The 19,502-nt window shown below is 65.3% G+C and carries 20 protein-coding genes; 15 read left to right on the top strand and 5 right to left on the bottom strand.

Annotated features, from left to right (window positions below):
- Positions 1–41: 41 nt before the first annotated feature.
- Positions 42–1,184, top strand: a complete 1,143-nt coding sequence (locus ACODTA_RS00925; RefSeq protein ID WP_489063872.1) for a sterol desaturase family protein — start codon at positions 42–44, stop codon at positions 1,182–1,184.
- A 2-nt stretch (positions 1,185–1,186) separates the two neighbouring features.
- Positions 1,187–1,780 (top strand): TetR/AcrR family transcriptional regulator, encoded by a 594-nt coding sequence (locus tag ACODTA_RS00920; protein WP_489063871.1) that lies wholly within the window; start codon positions 1,187–1,189, stop codon positions 1,778–1,780.
- 3 nt (positions 1,781–1,783) lie between these two features.
- Here ACODTA_RS00920 and ACODTA_RS00915 read toward each other — a convergent pair whose 3' ends face one another.
- Together ACODTA_RS00915 and ACODTA_RS00910 are read right to left on the bottom strand one after the other, a co-directional pair.
- Positions 1,784–2,428 carry an alanyl-tRNA editing protein gene (locus ACODTA_RS00915; RefSeq protein WP_489063870.1) on the bottom strand — a complete coding sequence of 215 codons (645 nt, stop codon included), beginning with the start codon at positions 2,426–2,428 and terminating at the stop codon, positions 1,784–1,786.
- 52 nt (positions 2,429–2,480) lie between these two features.
- Positions 2,481–3,266: a histidine phosphatase family protein gene (locus ACODTA_RS00910; protein WP_489063868.1), complete on the bottom strand. Its 786-nt coding sequence runs from the start codon at positions 3,264–3,266 to the stop codon at positions 2,481–2,483.
- A 109-nt stretch (positions 3,267–3,375) separates the two neighbouring features.
- Between ACODTA_RS00910 and ACODTA_RS00905 the strand changes: the two genes are divergently transcribed.
- A complete protein-coding gene (locus ACODTA_RS00905; protein ID WP_489063866.1) occupies positions 3,376–6,165 on the top strand; it encodes a M16 family metallopeptidase in 2,790 nt (929 codons plus the stop codon).
- A 47-nt stretch (positions 6,166–6,212) separates the two neighbouring features.
- Here ACODTA_RS00905 and ACODTA_RS00900 read toward each other — a convergent pair whose 3' ends face one another.
- On the bottom strand, positions 6,213–6,695 hold the full coding sequence (locus ACODTA_RS00900; RefSeq protein WP_489063865.1) for an Lrp/AsnC family transcriptional regulator: 483 nt from the start codon (positions 6,693–6,695) through the stop codon (positions 6,213–6,215).
- Between the two features lie 107 nt (positions 6,696–6,802).
- On the opposite strand from ACODTA_RS00900, the gene ACODTA_RS00895 reads away from it, so the two are divergent.
- The gene (locus tag ACODTA_RS00895; RefSeq protein ID WP_489063863.1) at positions 6,803–7,018 is read left to right on the top strand and encodes a DUF6356 family protein; all 216 of its coding nucleotides are present in this window, start codon (positions 6,803–6,805) and stop codon (positions 7,016–7,018) included.
- A 15-nt stretch (positions 7,019–7,033) separates the two neighbouring features.
- On the opposite strand, the gene ACODTA_RS00890 is transcribed toward ACODTA_RS00895, so the two are convergent.
- Positions 7,034–7,810 (bottom strand): WecB/TagA/CpsF family glycosyltransferase, encoded by a 777-nt coding sequence (locus ACODTA_RS00890; RefSeq protein WP_489065373.1) that lies wholly within the window; start codon positions 7,808–7,810, stop codon positions 7,034–7,036.
- A gap of 32 nt (positions 7,811–7,842) precedes the next feature.
- Positions 7,843–8,517 (bottom strand): TetR/AcrR family transcriptional regulator, encoded by a 675-nt coding sequence (locus tag ACODTA_RS00885; RefSeq protein WP_489063862.1) that lies wholly within the window; start codon positions 8,515–8,517, stop codon positions 7,843–7,845.
- A gap of 162 nt (positions 8,518–8,679) precedes the next feature.
- Between ACODTA_RS00885 and ACODTA_RS00880 the strand changes: the two genes are divergently transcribed.
- The 11 genes from ACODTA_RS00880 to ACODTA_RS00830 are packed head-to-tail and all read left to right on the top strand — an operon-like array spanning position 8,680 to position 19,373.
- A complete protein-coding gene (locus ACODTA_RS00880) occupies positions 8,680–9,855 on the top strand; it encodes an amine dehydrogenase large subunit (RefSeq protein ID WP_489063860.1) in 1,176 nt (391 codons plus the stop codon).
- Positions 9,855–10,376, top strand: a complete 522-nt coding sequence (locus ACODTA_RS00875; RefSeq protein ID WP_489063858.1) for a MauE/DoxX family redox-associated membrane protein — start codon at positions 9,855–9,857, stop codon at positions 10,374–10,376. The genes ACODTA_RS00880 and ACODTA_RS00875 overlap by 1 nt, the downstream gene beginning before the upstream one ends.
- On the top strand, positions 10,373–10,963 hold the full coding sequence (locus ACODTA_RS00870) for a redoxin family protein (protein WP_489063856.1): 591 nt from the start codon (positions 10,373–10,375) through the stop codon (positions 10,961–10,963). The genes ACODTA_RS00875 and ACODTA_RS00870 overlap by 4 nt, the downstream gene beginning before the upstream one ends.
- Before the next feature lie 21 nt (positions 10,964–10,984).
- On the top strand, positions 10,985–11,539 hold the full coding sequence (locus ACODTA_RS00865; protein WP_489063854.1) for a methylamine dehydrogenase light chain: 555 nt from the start codon (positions 10,985–10,987) through the stop codon (positions 11,537–11,539).
- Positions 11,536–11,991, top strand: a complete 456-nt coding sequence (locus ACODTA_RS00860) for a c-type cytochrome (RefSeq protein WP_489063852.1) — start codon at positions 11,536–11,538, stop codon at positions 11,989–11,991. Before ACODTA_RS00865 ends, ACODTA_RS00860 begins: the two co-directional genes overlap by 4 nt.
- Complete coding sequence (locus ACODTA_RS00855; RefSeq protein ID WP_489063850.1) at positions 11,988–12,446, top strand: cytochrome C; 459 nt, start codon at positions 11,988–11,990, stop codon at positions 12,444–12,446. The genes ACODTA_RS00860 and ACODTA_RS00855 overlap by 4 nt, the downstream gene beginning before the upstream one ends.
- Before the next feature lie 15 nt (positions 12,447–12,461).
- The gene (locus ACODTA_RS00850) at positions 12,462–14,387 is read left to right on the top strand and encodes a TonB-dependent receptor (protein WP_489063848.1); all 1,926 of its coding nucleotides are present in this window, start codon (positions 12,462–12,464) and stop codon (positions 14,385–14,387) included.
- Positions 14,387–14,680: a hypothetical protein gene (locus tag ACODTA_RS00845; RefSeq protein WP_489063846.1), complete on the top strand. Its 294-nt coding sequence runs from the start codon at positions 14,387–14,389 to the stop codon at positions 14,678–14,680. Before ACODTA_RS00850 ends, ACODTA_RS00845 begins: the two co-directional genes overlap by 1 nt.
- Before the next feature lie 45 nt (positions 14,681–14,725).
- Positions 14,726–16,129, top strand: coding sequence for an aldehyde dehydrogenase family protein (locus ACODTA_RS00840; RefSeq protein WP_489063844.1), 1,404 nt, complete (start codon positions 14,726–14,728; stop codon positions 16,127–16,129).
- Positions 16,126–17,721 carry an AMP-binding protein gene (locus tag ACODTA_RS00835; protein ID WP_489063842.1) on the top strand — a complete coding sequence of 532 codons (1,596 nt, stop codon included), beginning with the start codon at positions 16,126–16,128 and terminating at the stop codon, positions 17,719–17,721. Before ACODTA_RS00840 ends, ACODTA_RS00835 begins: the two co-directional genes overlap by 4 nt.
- On the top strand, positions 17,718–19,373 hold the full coding sequence (locus ACODTA_RS00830; protein WP_489063840.1) for an AMP-binding protein: 1,656 nt from the start codon (positions 17,718–17,720) through the stop codon (positions 19,371–19,373). Before ACODTA_RS00835 ends, ACODTA_RS00830 begins: the two co-directional genes overlap by 4 nt.
- Positions 19,374–19,502: the final 129 nt, after the last annotated feature.

The raw sequence follows: 19,502 nt of genomic DNA, 5'->3' as shown, positions 1-19,502 counted from the left end.
TGCCTCTTCCGACGGACATATCCGTCGGGGAGCACTGGACGATGGCGCGATCTTTCCTGGACAATCTGGCACGCGACCTGGAGGCGCCGATCGAAGCGCGCGGCTTCGGCACCGGATGGTTCTCCGGTTTTTTCGGCATCGTGCTGGCGATCGCCGGCCTCAGCTTCGTCGCCGCGCTGCGCTGGCCCGAATTCTTCGCGATGCCCGAGCTGGAAACGGTGCGGAACTGGGCTGGATTCCGCACGCTGATCCATGTCACCCTGCTCACCGCCTATGCCCTGGCGCTGCTCAGCCTGTTGCTGCGCCCGCGCAAGGCGATCGGCATGACCGCGCTCGTCATCGCGCTGGGCGCCACTATCCTTGGCGGTGCAAGCGTCCAGCCTGAGGAGACGCGCACCTGGGGAATCTTCTTCGGCGTCGATTTCTTCGCGATCAACATGATCGCCACCGGCCTTATGTTCGCGCCGATCGAGCGGATCTTCCCGCATAACGCGAAGCAGCGGCTGTTCCGCATCGAATGGCGGGAGGATTTGTTCTATTATCTGCTCAGCTCGATGCTGGTGCAGCTTATCACCTTCCTCGCGCTTGCCCCCTCCACCTTCGTCATGGCGAAGACGGGCAACCTGGCGGAGATGCGCGCCTGGGTGAGCGGCCTGCCCTGGCTGGTCCAGTTCGCGCTCGCGATGATCCTGACCGATCTGGCGCAATATTGGTTCCACCGGCTGTTCCATCGCGTGCCGTTCCTGTGGGGCTTCCACGCAGTCCATCATTCGGCCAAGTCGATGGACTGGCTGGCCGGGGCGCGCATGCATTTCGTCGAGATCATCCTGTTGCGCGGCGTCACCTCCCTGCCCCTGCTCACGCTCGGCTTCCTGCCGTCGGTGCTTCAGGCCTATATCGCCATGGTCTATATCTATGCGTCGCTCGTCCACGCCAATCTACGCGGCGACTTCAACGGGCTCGGTCGCTGGCTGGTCACGCCACGCTATCATCACTGGCACCATGCGATCGAGGCGGAGGGCGTCGACAAGAATTTCGCGATCCACTTCCCGCTGCTCGACCGGATCTTCGGCACCTATTATTTCCCCGACAGCAAATGGCCGACCGGCTATGGCGTGCCTGAAGCGGTGCCCAAGGGCTATCTCGCCCAGTTCAAATATCCATTCGTGCGCAAGGGCGGCTGACCATGGGCCGGCGTTCCGACCATAGCCGCGAAGAATTGCGGGAGATGATCATCTCGGAGGGGCATCGCCAGCTCGCCGAGACCGGCTATGCGCGCTTTTCCGCGCGCGAGGTGGCCAAGCGCATCGGCTATTCGATCGGCACGGTCTATAATGTGCTCGGCTCGCACGATCAGTTGATGCTCGCGATCAACGGACTGACGCTCGACCGCTGGCAAAGCCACCTGGAAGCCCGGCTTGCGGTGGAAACCAAGGACCGGTTGCACCGCGCGATCCAGGCCTATTTCGAGTTCGCGATCCTCAACCGCAATCTGTGGACCGCGCTTTACGATTTCCGCCTGCCCGAAGGCGAGGAGATGCCGGATTATTACCAGCAGAAGGTGCGGGACATCACGCAGATCGTGATCGCGGAGATCGCGGCGGTGCTGCCGCCGGCCCATGCGGACCGCGCCGTGCCCCTCGCCCGCTCGCTGCTCGCCTGCGTCCACGGCCATTGCTTCTTCACGCTCAACGGCACCTTCCGCCTGCTCGGCGAAACCGACCCGCTGGAAGCCGCCTATGCCCGGGTGACCGACGCCATCGCTGCGTGTTCGAACTGATCCTCAAGCAACCTCATAACTGACCCGCAGCCGCCCTTTCTTGCTGCGGATCGCCGTCACGGCGAGCCCGTCCAGCTCCGCCGTGCTAGACACATGCAGCCCGCCACAGCCGACCGGCGTGAAATCGCCGATCGCCAAGGCGCGTGAAGCATGGGGATCGCCAACCACGCGGACGGGCAGCGCCGCCGCCACCAGTTCCACGATCTTGGCGGCCAGATCGGCTTCCAGCGCCTCATCCACCTCCACGGCGCCTTCGAACTCGACGCGCGCCTCCCCCTTCCAGTGGTGGCCCGCCACCGCATGCAGACCCGGCCGGATCGCCTGGACGGCATCGGCGAGCAGATGGCCGGCACTGTGCAACCGCGCGCCTTCGCGACGATACTCCGCATCGACCGCGATCTCGATCACGTCGCCGACCGCAACCCCGTCGACGCTCTCGACGAAATGGTCGACCTCTCCCTCCGCCGCGTGGCGGGTATCGATCACCTGTGCCGGGCCGATCCGTCCCCTGTCTCCGCGCTGGCCGCCGCCCTGGGGATGAAACAAGGTGGTGTCGATACGGATATGCGGTGCGGGCTCCGTGTCGATGGCGGTGATGGTGGCCGTGCCGGTCAGGGCGTCGGATGCGAGGTAGGCCTTCAGAGTCATGGCGCCATGATATCGCGCACGGCCGCGGCGGTGAAGCCGCCAAGCACGATGATCAGCCGCGCGTGGCGACGATCGGATCGGGTGCGCTCGTCACAGGCGCCGCGCCTTGCTCCACCGGCGCGGTCTCGTTGTAGCGGACGAGCGCCAGCCCGCCATGCCGGCCATGCGCGCGATCGAAGCGATATTCGGTGACGCCGCAATTGGCGACGTCGCCGGCACGGTCGATCTCCAGGATTCGCGCCTCGTCCAGCGTCTCGATGATGTAGCGCAGGCACAGCACCACCACCTGATGCGCGACAATCATCACACGCATGCCCGCATAATGCAGCGAGACGGTATCCATCAGCGAACGCAGGCGCAGAATCACATCCGCCCAGCTCTCGCCACCCGGCGGCCGGTGGTAGAATTTGCCCAGCACGCCCCTGAAATGGGATTGATCGGGGAATTGCGCGGCGATGCCAGCATGGGTCAGTCCGTCCAGTATCCCGAATTCCTTTTCGCGCAGTCGCTCGTCCAGGCAGATCGCCTCATCGGCGTCGCAGCCGCCCGCCGCGCGGAACGCCTGCGCCGTCTCGATCGCGCGCCGATAGGGGGAAGACAGCATCACCTCCGGCCGCCCATGCGCGTCGCCGCGTTCGAACCAGCGGCCGAGCGCCTCGGCCTGCTCGCGCCCCAACGGGGAAAGCGGCACATCAACGTCCCGCCCCTCGATGGCGATCCGGAGATCCCCGGCGGCATCGGCGGCATCGCGCGCGACATTGCCGGCGCTCTGTCCGTGCCGGACAATCCATAGCGCCGCGGGCCAACGTTCGGCTTCCGATCGGTTCACGTCTGTCATTCCGTTGATCATCACGGACAATAACGCGGCCCGACCATGCGGTATCCGTCGATCAATGGCGGAGAATGCCGGGCCGGCCCTCCTAGCTTCCATGGGGAGGTATGGTGTGATGAAGCGTCTGCGTATCGCGTCGGTTGCGTTGTTGATGGTATCGGTTCCGGCGCTGGCCGATGGCCCGCCCGCTCCCGCCCCGACGATCGCCGTGCCGCCGATCAGTTTCACCCAACGCACGCTTCCCAACGGCCTGCGCCTGATCGCCTCGCGCGATCCGAAGGCGGCGTCCGCGGCGGTCTATGTCTTCTACGATGTCGGCCAGCGCGACGATCCCGTCCGGCGTGGCGGCTTCGCCCATCTGTTCGAGCATCTGATGTTCAAGACGACGCGCAACCTGCCCCAGGGTGCGCAGACCTATATGACGACGCTGGGACTGCGCGCCAATGCCTCCACCCTGTGGGATTTCACGATCTACAATATGAGCGGCCCCGCCGATCAGCTCGAACGGATGCTGTGGATCGAAGGGGAGCGGATGCGCAATCTGGTGATCGACGAACCCGCTTACATCTCCGAACGCAATGTCGTGAAGGAGGAATTGCGCCAGCGCATCTTCACCCAGCCCTATGGCCGCATCCTCTACACGCTGATTCCCGGCTTCGCCTTTTCAACGCATCCCTATGCCCGCCCGATCGGCGGCACCGCAGCCGATCTCGAACGGGCTGGCCTAGCCGAAGTCCGCGCTTTCCATGAAGCCTATTACCGGCCCGATAATGCGATCGTCGTAGTCGTCGGAAATTTCGATCCCGCGACGCTCGATCGCTGGGCCGATCGCCATCTGGGCGGCATCCCCCGCCCCACCGCCGCGATCCCGCGAGACACGCGCGACGAGGCGCCGCGCACCGCGCCCACCACCGTCGACGCCTATGCGCCCAATGTGCCGTTGCCCGCGCTGATTGCCGCCTGGCGCGCGCCCGCCGCACGCGATCCCGATCGGGCGGCGCTACTGCTGATCGACGCGTTGCTCACTGGAGGTCCAGCGGCGCGGCTCAGCCGCGTGCTCGCGAACGAGAAGAAGCTGGCGTCGAGCGTCATCAGCTACAATCTGCCCGCGCGCGACGGCTATGCCTATGCGCTGTTCGTCACGCTGGCGGACGGCGCAAAACTGGCCGATGCGCAGGCGGCGCTCGATGCCGAGCTCGACCGGCTGCGCAATGCGCCGCTCGATCAGGCCGAGCTCGATCGCGTGCGCAATGCGATATTGGGAAGCGCGCTCGCCGGGCGCGAAACCGTCGATGGACGCGCCTATGCACTGGGCGAAGCCGCGATCCTCACCGGCAGCGCGGCATCCGACGACGCCGTCCTCTCCTCGATCCGCGCGATGACGCCCGCCGATGTCCAGCAGGCGGCCGCACGGCTGTTCCCCGCCGAACGCCGCGTCACCATCCGCTATCAGGACGAAAAAGCCCGGCCAGCGGGCTATGTCGGCGATCGCCCGGCCAATGCCGCCACGGTTGACGCCATGGGCACCGTCGTGCCCCCCGCGATGCGCCCGCCCGCCGCGATCGCGGCGGAGGGCGAGCGCGAAGCGCCGCCATCGGCGGGCACCGCCGTCGCGCGGTCGGTTCCGGCAATCGTCGATCGGCGCCTGCCCAACGGGCTGAGGCTCGTGACAGCGCGATCGACCGATCTGCCGCTGGCGACACTCGAACTGATCGTTCCCGGCGGTGACGCGGCCGATCCGGCCGGGCGCGCGGGGCTGGCCGATGTCACCGCCGCGCTCGTCATGCGAGGTGCGGGCGGGCGCGACGCCACGGGCTTCACATCCGCGCTCGATGCGCTCGGTGCCAGCCTGGTCGCCACCGCGCAGCCCGATGCGACGACATTGCGGCTGACCACACCCACCGCCAATATCGCGGCGGCGGGCGCATTGCTCGCAGACGCCGTGCTGCGCCCCAGGCTCGCCCCCGCCGAACTGGATAACGAGCGCAAGAAACAACTTGCCGCGCTGCGATTGGCGCAGAAGCATCCGATGCAAATGGGGCTGCGCGCGTTGCAACAGGCGGTGTTCGCGGGAACGCCCTATGCATCGCTGCCGATGCCCCAGTCCCTGGGCAGTATTTCGATGAATGACGTCAAGGCGTCACACGGTACCTGGCGCCCCGATGGCGCGACATTGATCGTCACCGGATCGCTTTCCGGCACCGAGGCCGAAGCATTGGCCGGCCGGCTGTTCGGCGGCTGGCGCGGCGACAAGGCTCCTGCGCCCCGCGCGCCGATCCCTGCCGCCGCCGGCCCACGCATCGTCGCGGTCGACCTGCCCGGCGCCGGGCAAAGCGCGGTGCTTGCCGGCTATCGCCTGCCGCCGCGCGGTGATGCCGGTTTTCGCGGCGTGGAACTGGCGAGCGTGATCGTCGGCGGCGGATCGCAGTCCTGGCTCTCGCAGGAGATCCGGCAGAAGCGCGGGCTCAGCTATGGCGCAGGCAGCGAGATCACGATGCGTGCGGGCGGCGGACAATTGCTCGCAGCGTCACAGACTAAGAACGAATCCGCTCCCGAAGTCGTCGATCTGATGCTGGCGCAGTTCGGCCGGCTAGCCAGCGAAATGCCTTCAGCAACCCAGCGCGACGAACGAGCCCGCTTCCTTGCCAATATGCGCGCCACCCTGTCCGAGCGCACGGCCGGGCTCGCCGATTATCTGGCGTCGCTGGTGATCACCGGCGCGCCGCTGACGGAGGCGGTCAAGGAACTCTCCGGCCCGATGCAACTGGCCCGTGCCACCACGCTGCTCGCGCCGGGCAATGCCAATATCGTTGTGGTGGGCGATGCGAAGCAATGGATCGATACGCTGAGAGCGCGGTTTCCCAACGTTGAATTGGTGAGTACGGTTACACCAATAACAAACTGATAAATCTTCGTTATATTTCACACGTGGGAATGACAGAAGGAGAGACGTCACACCCCCGGCACAGGCACTTCGGTGGTGTATTTGATCTGCTCCATCGCGAAGGACGAACTGACATCGTGGATGACGATGTTGGCGATGAGCTTTTTGTAGATGCGGTCATAGTCTGCGATGTCCGCCGCCACCACCTTGAGCATATAGTCGACCTCGCCACTCATCCGATAAAACTCAGTGACTTCCGGGATATTTCGGACATGTTCGGCGAACATGGTCAGCCAGTCGCGATCATGACGGTTGGTGCGAACCGCGACAAAGATCGTGACCCCCAACCCGATCGCCTCGCGGTTCACCAGCGCGACGGTGCCAGTGATGATTCCGGCAGCCTGAAGCCGCTTCACCCGGTTCCAGCACGGCGTCGCTGACAGACCGACGCGCGAAGCCAGCTCGGCATTGGAGAGAGTCGCATCGCGCTGAAGCTCGCGCAGGATGCGGCGGTCGTGACGATCGAGAGAAAGATTTTCAGAACGAGTCATGATCAAGATATATTTCCCTACAAAACCGTAATTTCACTCAAAATCAGGAATCATTTCCGCCATAGATGACGATAAATTCCTTCCGAGATCAAGTTCTGGAGGAAATCATGCGCCTGCTCACCGATCATCCCGCCTCGGTCGGCGAGACCTATCTGGAGCATATGGGCCAAGCGACGAGCTTCGGCACGACGATGATCCTGGCAGGCATCGCCTGCCTGATCCACGGCCTGATCCCCGCATGGTTCGTCTCGACCGGCAGCAAGACCATCAGCCGTCTGCACGATCGGATGGTGATCAATCGTCGACGCAAGGAAGTGCAGTAAGCACTTCTTTTTCTGTCACATACTTCGTGGACTCAGCCCGCCCGGCTCCACCCGCAACACTTGCCGGCCGACAAGGCGCATCAACAGCGCGCCGAGCATCAATCCGGCAAAATATAGGTTGGTGGAGACATAGCGCCAGAGCATCCGGCGCGGCTCCTGAAGCAGCCGATACAGCCATTCCAGGCCGATCCCCTGCATCCAGCGCGGCGCGCGGCGCACCGATCCGGCCAATATATCGATCGCACCGCCCACGCCCATGACGAAGGGCACGTCCAGCACCGCGCCATGACGAGCCAGGAACCGCTCCTTCTTCGGCGTTGGCATCGCGACGAAAAGGCAGTCCGCGCCGCTCGCGCGGATCGCGGCGACGATATCCTCCTCCTCAGCGGCGGCGAAATAGCCGTCACGCATGCCGGCGAAGACCAAGCCAGGCCAGCGCTCCCTGGCCGCCGCGCCCGCGCGCTCCAGCATGTCGGCCCGCGCGCCTAGCACATAAGGCTTCAGCCCGCGCCGCGCGCATTCGTCGAACAGCGTCTCCATCAGATCGATGCCGGTGACGCGTTCGACATGGCGCGCCCCGAACAGGCGCAGCGCCAGCACGATCCCCATGCCGTCGGCCCCGACCATGTCGGCCGCCTCCACATCACGCCGCAGTTCCGCGTTCCGCCGCATCTGAACGAATTTCGCGACATTGAGCGCGACATGCACCATCGGTGCACGCCCGGTCATCGCCGCGACGGCGCGGGCGACACTTTCGTCGCAGGACAGCAGGTCGATCGGCGTGCCGAGCAGATAGACGCATCAGCGCCCTTCCCTTGCCATGATCAGGCAGTGTCCGAAGATAACCCCTTGATCTCTCCGGGTTTGAGTTCACGCGCCAGCGTGACGAACGAACGCTTGGCAATCTGTTCGAACCAGGGCATCCGCGAACGCCAGGGCTTTTCATAGCCCGCGAAGACAGTCAGCCCCTCCATCGATGCGGAGATGAACAGCGCCAGAGTCTCGCGCTCGTCGGCGGGCAGCGCCGGATTGATCTCGGCGATCAGTTCGTTGAGCGAAACGCGCGCGCGATCGTACAATTCCTCCATGCGATCCTGAAAGAATGGATCGTGGTTGGAGAGCACCCAGAGTTCAGGGAAGAAGCGCGTCGTCTTCTTCGTCGTGATATCCTCCAGGATCAGCGTCACCAGCTTTTCCAGCCGCTCTGCGGCGGTGGCGCCAGGCTCGTGCATGATCGCGTCGAACGAATCCTCATAGCTGCTGATCACCGCGTTCAGCAGTTCGCGAATCAGTTCGTCCTTCGAACGGAAATAATAGTTGAGGTTGCCGACATTCATCCCGCTCTCGGTGGCGATTCGACGCAGCGTCAGCGCACCCGAACCATGTTCGACAAGCAGCGTGAGCGCGGCACGCAGGATCTGCTCGAAGCCATCCTGGCCACGGGCATAGCCGCCGTCGCGCGGTGCGATCTTCAGGTCGGGAACAATAAAATCGGTCAAAATCAGCAATCCTGACGTCCTGCTACCCGCGTCCGCATATTAGGACAAGCGATCAAATTTTGGCAATTGACTAATTTTGGACGTTCGTACAGATTTTAGCGACTCGGTCGGACAGGCCGGAACCGGGAGGGAAACCCGGACAAGACAATGAGGGGAGTTCGCATGCGCCGCGCCGCCAGCCGCATCGCCATCGCCATGACCACTGCCGCCCTGCATGTCGCGGCGCCCGCGATCGCCGCCGATTATCCGCAGCCCCTGCCCGAGGAACCGGTGCCCGCCGTCGCGGTCCTGCCGGAGAAATATCCCGAAAGCTGGGTCTTCGTGCACGACCTGCATTTCAACAGCCTGCCCGACGGGCGCGTCGCCGTGGTCGATGTCGCGGCCGAAAACCGCAACGTGAAGGGCCAGATCCCCGCCGCGCAGTTCGGCAACGTCCTGCCCGCGACGACGCGGCCGGAGATCCTGGTCGGCGAAACCTTCTTCTCGCGGCTCACGCGCGGCGAACGCACCGACGTGATCACGATCTGGGACGCGAAGACATTGTCGCCCAAGGGCGAGATCGTCCTGCCTGGCGGCAAGCGCGGCCTGTTCGTCACGCTCAAGAACAGCCTGCAATTCACCAATGACGAGAAATGGGCGCTGGTCTTCAACTTCACGCCCGGATCCTCGGTGACCGTGGTCGATCTGGACGCACGCAAGGTCCTGTCGGACATCGACCTGCCCGGCTGCTCGCTCGTCTATCCCACCGGGCCGCGCGGTTTCACCTCCTTGTGCGCCGACGGCACGATGACCAGCATCGCGCTCGATGCGGCGGGCCGCGCTGGCCCCACTGTCACCAGCAAGGTCTTCAACGATATCGACAAGGACGCGCTGTTCATGAGCCCGGCGATGGTCGGGCGCACCGCCTGGTTCGCCAGCTTCACCGGCAATATCCGTGGCATCGATTTTTCCGGCGCCGCTGCGCGCGACCTGGGCATGTTCAAGATCGCGAAGCCTGCCGGTGGTGACCCCGAATGGCGGCCCGGCGGCTGGCAGGTGATCACCGCCGACAAGGCCGGACTGCTTTATGTGCTAATGAACCCGCACGGCAAGGAGGGTAGCCACAAGGATGGCGGCACCGAAGCCTGGGTGATCGATCCGGTGAAGAAGGCGCTTGTCCGCCGCATCGCGCTCAAGAATCACAGCGTCTCGATCGAGGCGACGCAGCAGGCAAGTCCCTTGCTCGTCGCGTCGAAGCCCGACGGCTCACTCGACGTCTATGACGCGGCGACCGGCGCTTTCCAACGAACGATCGTCGGCGTGGTCCATGACCCGATGACGATGACGGCGGCGCGCTAATGACCGGGATCGCCCAGGCCGCAGCCCTCTTCCTGGCGCTGGTCCTGGCCGCCGCCGCCGTCCACAAACTCGTGGCGCGCGACCGGCTGGCCATGGCGACCGGGCGGTTGACGGGGCTTGCAGCACCGCTCGCCGGCGTCGTGACGCTCACCGCCGCCGCGATCGAGGCCGCTGCCGCGATCGCATTGGTGCTGACGCCGGTGCGCCCAATCGGCGCATTGCTCGCCGCCGCGCTCTGGCTTGCCTATGGCGGGGCGCTGCTCGCGGCGCGCAGGCGCGGCGAAAGCGCATTCGATTGCGGATGCGGCTTCGCCGTCCAGCGCAAGCCCGTTGACGGCTTCACCATCGCCCGTCCCTTCGGCCTGGCGCTGCTCGCGGCCCTTGTCGCGGTGCTTCCCACCACGCCCGTACCGTTTGCCGAGCCGATCTTCGCCGCGCTCGCGCTCTATGCCCTGTTCCTCGCCGCCGGCGAGATCGCCGCCTTGCCCGCCCAGCCTTCCAAACGGAGCCTTGCCCGATGAGCAGCCTGTTTCTCGCTTCGCAGATCTTCCTCTGGATCACCGTCGGCGTGCTCGGCGTGCTCGTCGCGGCGCTCGCCCGCCAGGTCGGCGTGCTCCACGAACGCATCGCCCCCGCCGGCGCGCTGACCCTGCATCAAAAGGTCAATGTCGGCGATGCCGGCCCCAGCATGACGCTGACCGCGCTCGACGGCGCGAAGGTGGCGATCGGCGGTGCCCGCCCTGGCCGCAGCCAGTTGCTGTTCTTCCTCTCGCCCGATTGCCCGGTCTGCAAGACGCTGCTGCCGATCATTCGTTCGGCGAACGGCGCGGAGAATGACTGGCTCGATATCGTGCTGGCCAGCGATGGTGAGGCAGCCGCGCATCGCCGGCTGGTGATGGCCGAGAATCTCGCGGGCTTCCCCTATGTGCTTTCCGAAACGCTCGGCCGGCAACTGGGCGTCTCCAAGCTGCCCTACGCGGTGCTGATCGACGAGACCGGCCGCATCGCCTCGCTCGGCCTCGTCAACAATCGCGAACATCTGGAAAGCCTGTTCGAGGCCAAGGAGCGCGGCGTCGCCTCCATCCAGCAATATCTCGCGCAACGCTGAACACCGGATAGGGGGACCATCATGTCGCACCTCGACAGTTTCGCCGAACGGATGACGCGCAAGGTCGCGCAGTCGTCGTCGCGCCGCAGCCTGCTCACCCTGATCGGCGGTGCCATCACCGGCGCGGCGGTGATCCCCGTCCTCCCCGTCTCTCGCGCGCAGGCGCAGAGCCATGGCGGCGGCCCCAGCGGCATGGCGCCACAGACCACGGGCAATCCGCAGGATCCGGGCGACCAGACCCAGTGCGATTACTGGCGCTATTGCGCGATCGACGGCTTCCTGTGCAGTTGCTGCGGCGGATCCGCGAGCACCTGCCCGCCGGGCACCGAGATGTCGCCGATCACCTGGATCGGCACCTGCCGCAACCCGGCCGACAACCGCGCCTATATCATCAGCTACAATGATTGCTGCGGCAAATCCTCATGCGGGAACTGCCTGTGCAACCGCAATGACGGCGACCGGCCGATGGTGCGACCGCAGGCGAACAACGACATCAACTGGTGCCTGGGCACCGAAAGCGCGATCTACAACTGCTCGACCGCGGTTATCCTGGGCGTGGCGGTGGACGAGAAATGATCCGCCGGCTCGCCCCTCTTCTGGCGGTCGCGCTGCTCGCTGCTCCGGCGGCCGCGCAGACGGCGGACGGCGCCGCGATCTACAAGCGCTGCGCCGCCTGCCATCTCGCGACCGGCGCCGGCGTGCCGGGCGCCTTTCCGCCGCTGCGCAGCGACATCACCGCGCTCGCGTCAAAGCCCGATGGCCGGCGCTATCTGGTGCTGGTCGTGACCAAGGGCGTTTCCGGCCCGATCACCGTGGAAGGCAAGCCCTATCGCGGCGTGATGCCGGCCCAGGCGGGCCTGAACGACGCGCAGATCGCCGCCGTGCTCAACCATGTGCTCGCCACATCGGCCAAGGGCGGAACCGCCAAGCCCTTCACCGCCGCCGAGGTCGCCCAGGTGAAGGCGGGCGCGGCCGGGATGACGCCAGCCGCGATCGGCAAGCTCAACGCGGCGTTGACCGCGAAATGAAATTAGCCGCCACCCTCGCGCTTCTGGCCGCCGGGGTGGTGGCAACAGCCGGCGTGGCAGCGGGCATCGCCATGCCCGGCGTCGAAAAGCCGGCGCGCGCGCACAGCAACTGGATCCTGAAATGCCAGGGCTGCCATCGCGCCGACGCCAGCGGAACGCCGCAGACGACGCCGGCGATGGCAGGCATCATCGGCACCTTCCTGAAAACGCCCGAGGGCCGCGACTACCTCGCGCGCGTGCCCGGCGTGGCGAGCGCGGCGCTGCCCGACGCCGAGCTCGCCGAACTTCTGAACTGGACGCTGCTGCGCTTCGATCCCGCGCACGTCCCCAAGGATTTCAAGCCCTACACGCCGAACGAGGTGGGGCAATTACGCAGCAGGCCGCTCCGGACCGAGGCCGCACAGACGCGTGCGCGCATCCTGGCCGAGATCGAGGGCGGTGGGGGAACTGAATAAACAGGGGAGAAGAGAATGACCGTTTCCAGCCCGCGCGCCGCGATGCGCATTGCAACCCTGCTGCTTGCCGGCAGTTCCGGCGCGGCGATCGCCCAGGATGCAGCACCCGCCCAGGCGCAACCGGCCCCGGAGGAAATGGGCGCCGACATCGTCGTCACCGCCCAGAAACGCTCCGAACGGCTTCAGGAAGTGCCGATCTCGGTTTCTGCGATCGGCGGCGACGCACTCCAGAAACAGCGCGTCACCCAGGCCGACGAACTCGTCAGCAAGATTCCCAATCTCCAGCTCACCTCCACCGTCGGAGACAATACGCCGATCTTCGCGCTGCGCGGCGTCTCCATGTCCGACTACAGCCTCAATCAGGCGAGCCCGGTCGCGACCTATTATGATGAAGTCTATAAGGGCAATTTCGCGTTCCTCGGCGTCGCGATGTACGATCTCGAACGCGTCGAGGTGCTGCGCGGACCGCAGGGCACGCTTTACGGCAAAAACACCACGGGCGGTGCGGTCAACCTGATCAGCCGTGCGCCGCGGCTAGGCGAGACCGAGGGTTATCTCGGCATCGGCTACGGCAACTACAACCGCATGGAGTTGAACGGCGCGGTCAATGTGCCGCTGGGCGACATCGCGGCCGCGCGCGTCGCGGTCACCGTCGCGCGCGCAGACGGCTGGTTCAAGAACCAGTTGCCCGGCCAGCCCGATCTGGCGGGCGTGCGCGAATATGGCGTGCGCGGATCCTTGCTGCTCGAACCGTCGGACGGCGTACGCTTCGTCCTGCGCGCATCGACCAGCTATCAGAATCCGCGCAATTACGGCATTTATGCCCAGCCCGAAGCGGTCAACCGCCCCGGCCTCGGCCGCCGGCAGATCGAAGCCAATGTCACCGACCGGCGCCATGCCCGCACCTATTCGGTGGCGCTCACCAGCACCTTCGATATCGGCGACGCGCTCGCGATCACCAGCGTGACGTCGTGGGACAAGGGCAGCCTTCGTTTCTACGAGGATACCGACGGCACCGCGACCGAGCTGCTCGAAATCCCCTATACCGACCGGGCCACCCAGTTCGCGCAGGATCTGCGCCTGACCAGCGATTTCGACGGGCCGTTCAACTTCATCCTCGGCGCCTATTTCAACCGTGAGAAGGTGTATAACGAAACCACCTTCGAGATCGGCAAGGACATCGACTCCGACGGACTGCCGGGCGTCACCGACCTGGATTGCGCCATCGGATTCCCGCTCAGTTGCTTGTTCCGCAACAGCTTCGACCAGTTGAAGAAAAGCTATGCTCTGTATTCGGACATGAGCTTCGAGATCACCGATGCGCTGAAGCTGCGCGGCGGCCTGCGCTATACCAGGGACAAGGGATCGCAGACCAATTTTGAGTCCAATGCGCTGGGGCCGAACGGCGTGCTGGTGATGAACCTGATCCCGCCATCGTCGCTGCGCTACAGCACCAACAATCTCTCCGGAAAGATCGGGCTCGATTACAAGATCGACCGCGACGCCTTGCTCTACGCCAATTACAGCCGGGGCTATCGCGCGCCGAGCTTCAACGCCCAGGCCTTCTTCGACCCGTCCGAACTGTCGATCGCCAAGGCGGAGAAGATCGACGCGTTCGAACTGGGCGCGAAGACCCAGTTCGCCGATCGCCGCATCACATTGAACGGGGCGGTTTTCCATTACAGCTACAGCAACCAGCAATTCATCAACGTCGACCCGGCGACCGCCGCGCAGACCCTGCTCAACATCCCGCGATCGCGGATCATGGGCGGCGAGGCCGAACTGACGGCACGTGCGAGCGACATGCTGACGCTGCGCGCGGGCATCGGTATCCTCGATACCAAGATCAAGCGCGGCATCGTCAGCGGCGTGGATGTGGCGGGCAACAAATTGTCCAACGCCCCTCCTTCACCTTCGCTGGCGGGTTCGACGCCACGGTGATGGATGGCCCCGGCGGCAAGTTCAGCCTGCACGGTGATCTGAGCTACGCCACCAGCCAATATTTCGAAGTGCTCAACGTCCCCCGGCTCAGGCAGCGCGCCTATGCGCTGCTCTCCGGCCATATCGACTGGGAATCGGCGGACGGCCGCTGGAACGCGTCGATCTGGGGCAAGAATCTGGCGAACAAATTCTACTTCACCTCGCGCGTCGATCTGCTCGCCGGCTTCGGTTTCGACTATAACCATGTCGGAGCGCCGAGAACCTATGGCATCACCGTCGGCACGCGATTCTGACAATGAAGAAGAACGAGGCGACCCGCCGCCTGCAAGGAGAGTGAGATGACCGGATACAAGCTGCTGATCGACGGTGCGCTCGTCGATGGCGACATGACCATGGACGTGCTCAACCCCGCGACCGAGGCCGTGCTCGCCACCTGCCCACGCGCATCGGAAGCGCAGCTCGACGCCGCCGTGGCGGCGGCCAAGGCCGCCTTCCCCGCCTGGGCTAAAACGTCGATCGGCGACCGGCGTGCATTGCTGCTCAAGCTTGCCGACGCATTGCAGGCGCGCGCGCCCGAATTCGCGCGGCTGCTGACGCAGGAACAGGGCAAGCCCCTGACCGAGGCGACGGCCGAGATCGCCTATACCGAGGCGTTCATCCGCTATCTCTCCTCGCTCGAACTCGAAGCAAAGCTGATCGAGGATGGCGACAGCCGCCGCGTCGAGATGAAGCGCAAGCCGCTGGGCGTGGTTGGCGCGATCATCCCGTGGAACTTCCCGGTGCTGATCGTCGCGTTCAAGCTGCCGATGGCGCTGCTGGCCGGCAACACAATCGTGGTGAAACCGGCGCCGACGACGCCACTCACCACCTTGCTGCTGGGCGAGCTCTGCGCGGAGATCTTCCCCGCCGGCGTGGTCAACATCGTCACCGATCAGAACGATCTGGGCGCGCGGCTGACCAGCCATCCCGATGTCGCCAAGGTCTCGTTCACCGGATCGACCGAGACCGGCAAGAAGGTGATGGCGAGCGCCGCCGCCTCGATCAAGCGCATCACCCTGGAGCTGGGCGGCAACGATGCCGCGATCGTACTGCCCGATGCCGATCCGGCCAAGGCCGCCCCCGGCATCTTCGGCGGCGCCTTCATGAACGCCGGTCAGGTCTGCCTCGCGATCAAGCGCGTCTATGTTCATGACGACATCTATGACGAGATGTGCACGGCGCTGGCCCGGCTCGCCGAGGAAGCGGTGGTCGATGACGGCCTGCTCCAGGGCGCGCAGATCGGTCCGCTCCAGAACAAGGCGCAGTACGAGAAGGTCAAGGGCTTCATCGAGGATGCCCGCGCCAACGGCACCATCATCGCCGGCGGCACGGTGGACGATCGGCCCGGCTATTTCGTGCGTCCAACCATCGTGCGCGACATTTCCGACGGCACGAAACTGGTCGACGAGGAACAGTTCGGCCCGATCCTGCCCGTCATCCGCTTTTCCGACGCCGAGGATGCGCTGGCCCGTGCCAATGCCTCACCCTGGGGTCTTGGCGGTTCGGTGTGGTCGGGCGACCGCGACACCGCCTATGATCTGGCCGAGCGGATGGAAGCCGGCACGGTCTGGATCAACAAGCATCTCGATTTCGGCCCGAACATCCCGTTCGGCGGCGCCAAGCAATCGGGCATCGGCGTCGAATTCGCCGAGGAGGGCCTGGCCGAATTCACGCAGATCCGGGTGATCAACGAGGCCAAATGACCCAGGATATTTTCGAGTGGAATCCGCCCGCGCGATATAATTTCGCGCGGGACGGGATCGGCCGCCTCGCCACCGAACGGCCGGGCGATCGCGCCTTGCTGTGGACTGACGCCGCCGGCACCGTGATCGATCGCAGCTTCGCCGAACTGGCCGGCCATGCCGCGCGCGCGGCGGCCGTGCTCGCCGGTGCGGGCGTGAAACGCGGCGATACCGTGCTGATCCTGCTTTCCCGCGAAATCGAATGGTGGGAATTGATGCTGGGTTGCTTGGCATTGGGCGCGATCGCGTCACCCGGCACGATCCAGCTCAGCGCGAAGGATATCGCCTATCGCCGCGATGCGGCGCAAGCGACATGCGTGATCGCGGGCGGGGATATCGCGGATCGCGTGGATGGCGCGCTTGCCGACCAGGACGTCGCGCTAATCCATATCGGCGGCCCGCGTGACGGCTGGCGCGATTACAGCGCGGAGAAGGCAGCAGCAACGCCGCTGACCGAAATCGCGGACACCGCGTTCGACGAGGATGCGCTGTGCTATTTCACCAGCGGCACGACCGGCCAGCCCAAGATGACGATCCACGGCCATGGCTATGCGCTCGCCCACCGGATCACCGGCCGCTACTGGCTCGACCTGAAGCCCGGCGACCTGCACTGGAACCTCTCGGACACCGGCTGGGCCAAGGCGGCGTGGAGCAGCTTGTTCGCGCCCTGGCTGATGGGCGCCGCGATATTCGTTAATCACGCGCCCGGCTTCGATCCTGCGGCCACGCTCGACCTGCTGGCCCGTTTCCCGATCACGACGCTCTGCGCGCCGCCGACCGCCTATCGCATGTTCGTGCGCGCCGATCTTGTCGGCCGCGCCTTTCCCACGCTGCGCCACTGCGTCAGCGCGGGCGAGCCGCTCAATCCCGAAGTGATCGATCTGTGGAAGGCGGCGACCGGGCTCGATATCCATGACGGCTATGGCCAGACCGAGACCGTGCTGTTGTGCTGCAACCGCCCGGGCGCCTCGCGGATCGGCGCGATGGGCCGCCCCGCCCCCGGCATCGACTTGGCGGTGATCGACGAGGCCGGCATCGCCGCGCCGCCGGGCGCGGAAGGCGATGTCGCGCTGCGCGCCGGCGACACCCGCCCGCCCGGCCTGTTTACCGGCTATCGCGGCGAGCCCGAACGCACCGCCAGCGTCTTTCGCGACGGCTGGTATCTGACCGGCGATCGCGCGATCGTTGATGAGGACGGCTTCTTCTGGTTCGTCGGCCGCGCCGACGACGTCATCCTCTCGGCCGGCTACCGCATCGGCCCGTTCGAGGTTGAAAGCGCGCTGTTCGAACATGCCGCCGTCGCCGAGAGCGCGGTGGTCGCCAGCCCCGATCCGACGCGCGGCGAAGTCGTGAAGGCGTTCGTCGTGCTCGCCACGGGCCATTCGGGATCGGAGGCGCTCGCCGCCGAGCTGCAAAATCATGTGAAGACGACGACCGCGCCCTATAAATATCCGCGCAAGATCGAGTTCGTGGCAAGCTTGCCGAAAACCGTCAGCGGCAAGATAAGGCGCAAGGAGTTGCGCGAACAGGAATGGGCCAAGGCGGACGCATGACGCAAAGCTATGTCAAAGGCGCGGATACGCCGCCGCTGATCGAGAAGACCATTGGCGCGCAATTCGACGAGACGGTCGAGCGTTTTCCCGACCGCCTCGCGCTCATCGTCCGCCACCAGGGCGTGCGCTGGACCTATGCCGAGCTGGCCGAACGCGTCGATGCCCTGGCGCGCGGCCTGCTCGCGACCGGCCTCTCCCCCGGCGACCGGGTCGGCATCTGGGCACCCAATTGTTCCGAATGGACGCTGATGCAGTTCGCGACCGCCAAGGCGGGACTGATCCTGGTCAACATCAACCCCGCCTATCGCACCGCCGAACTCGAATATGCATTGAACAAGCTGAGCTGCACCGCGCTCGTCCTCGCGCCTTCGCACAAGACCAGTGACTATGTTGCGATGCTGCGCGAACTCGCGCCCGAACTGGCCGGTGCAACACCGGGCGCTCTTGAAGCCACGCGCCTGCCCGCGCTGCGCCTCGTCGCGACGCTCGGCGACGCTTCGCATGCAGGCTGCCTGCCCTTCGCGGCACTGGCCGCCGGCGGCGACGCGGCGCTTCCTGATACGCTGACGCCCGACGACGCGGTCAATATCCAGTTCACCAGCGGCACGACGGGTTTTCCCAAGGGCGCGACACTGTCGCACCGCAATATCCTCAACAACGGCCAGTTCGTGGGGCGCGGCATCAAATTGCAGCCGGGCGAGCGTGTCTGCATTCCGGTGCCGCTCTATCACTGCTTCGGCATGGTGATGGGCAATCTCGCCTGCATCGTCCATGGCGCGACCATGGTCTATCCGGCCGAGGCGTTCGATCCGCTCGTGGTGCTCGAGGCGGTGGAGGCCGAGGGCTGCGCCGCGCTCTACGGCGTGCCGACGATGTTCATCGCCGCGCTCAATCACCCCGAATTCAACCGGTTCGACCTGCGCTCGCTGCGCACCGGCATCATGGCGGGATCGCCCTGTCCGATCGCGGTGATGGAGGAAGTGATCGCGCGCATGCACATGCGCGAGGTTACAATCGCCTATGGCATGACCGAAACCAGCCCGGTCAGCTTCCAGAGCGAGACCGACGATCCGCTCGACCTGCGCGTCTCCACCGTCGGTCGCATCCAGCCGCATCTGGAGATCAAGCTGGTCGATGCCGATGGCGAGACCGTCGCACGCGGCGAGACCGGCGAGCTCTGCACGCGCGGCTATTCGGTGATGATCGGCTATTGGGACGATCCTGTACGGACGGCGGAGGCGATCGATGCCGAGGGCTGGATGCACACCGGTGACCTCGCCACAATCGACGAGGACGGATATTGCCGGATCGTCGGGCGGATCAAGGACATGGTGATCCGTGGCGGCGAGAATATCTATCCGCGAGAGATCGAGGAATATCTGCTCACCCATGACGGTATCGCCGATGCGCAGGTGATCGGCGTGCCCGACGATCGCTATGGCGAAGAATTATGCGCCTGGATCGTGCTGCGCCCCGGCGCCGCGCTCGATGACGAGGGCATACGCGCCCATTGTCGGGGCCGGATCGCCCATTTCAAGATCCCCCGCCACATCCGCTTCGTTGAAACCTTCCCGATGACGGTGACGGGCAAGGTCCAGAAGTTCGCGATGCGCGAGGAGATGATCGCGATTTTCGCCGGTGAAACGCGCTGAAAGCGGGACGATATGTTTCCTAACCTGGCGTTAGCCACCATTCGTCGCCGCTAGCGCCGAAGCCGCTTTGCTTCGTCCGTCATTTGGGTATGAAGACGGCCGACATTGCATCGCAGCATCGGGAGGCGG

The sequence above is a fragment of the Sphingomonas sp. FG14 genome, from assembly GCF_057809675.1.
Note: the sequence above shows the minus strand (reverse complement) of the source record. Positions and strands in the feature narration are given on the sequence as shown.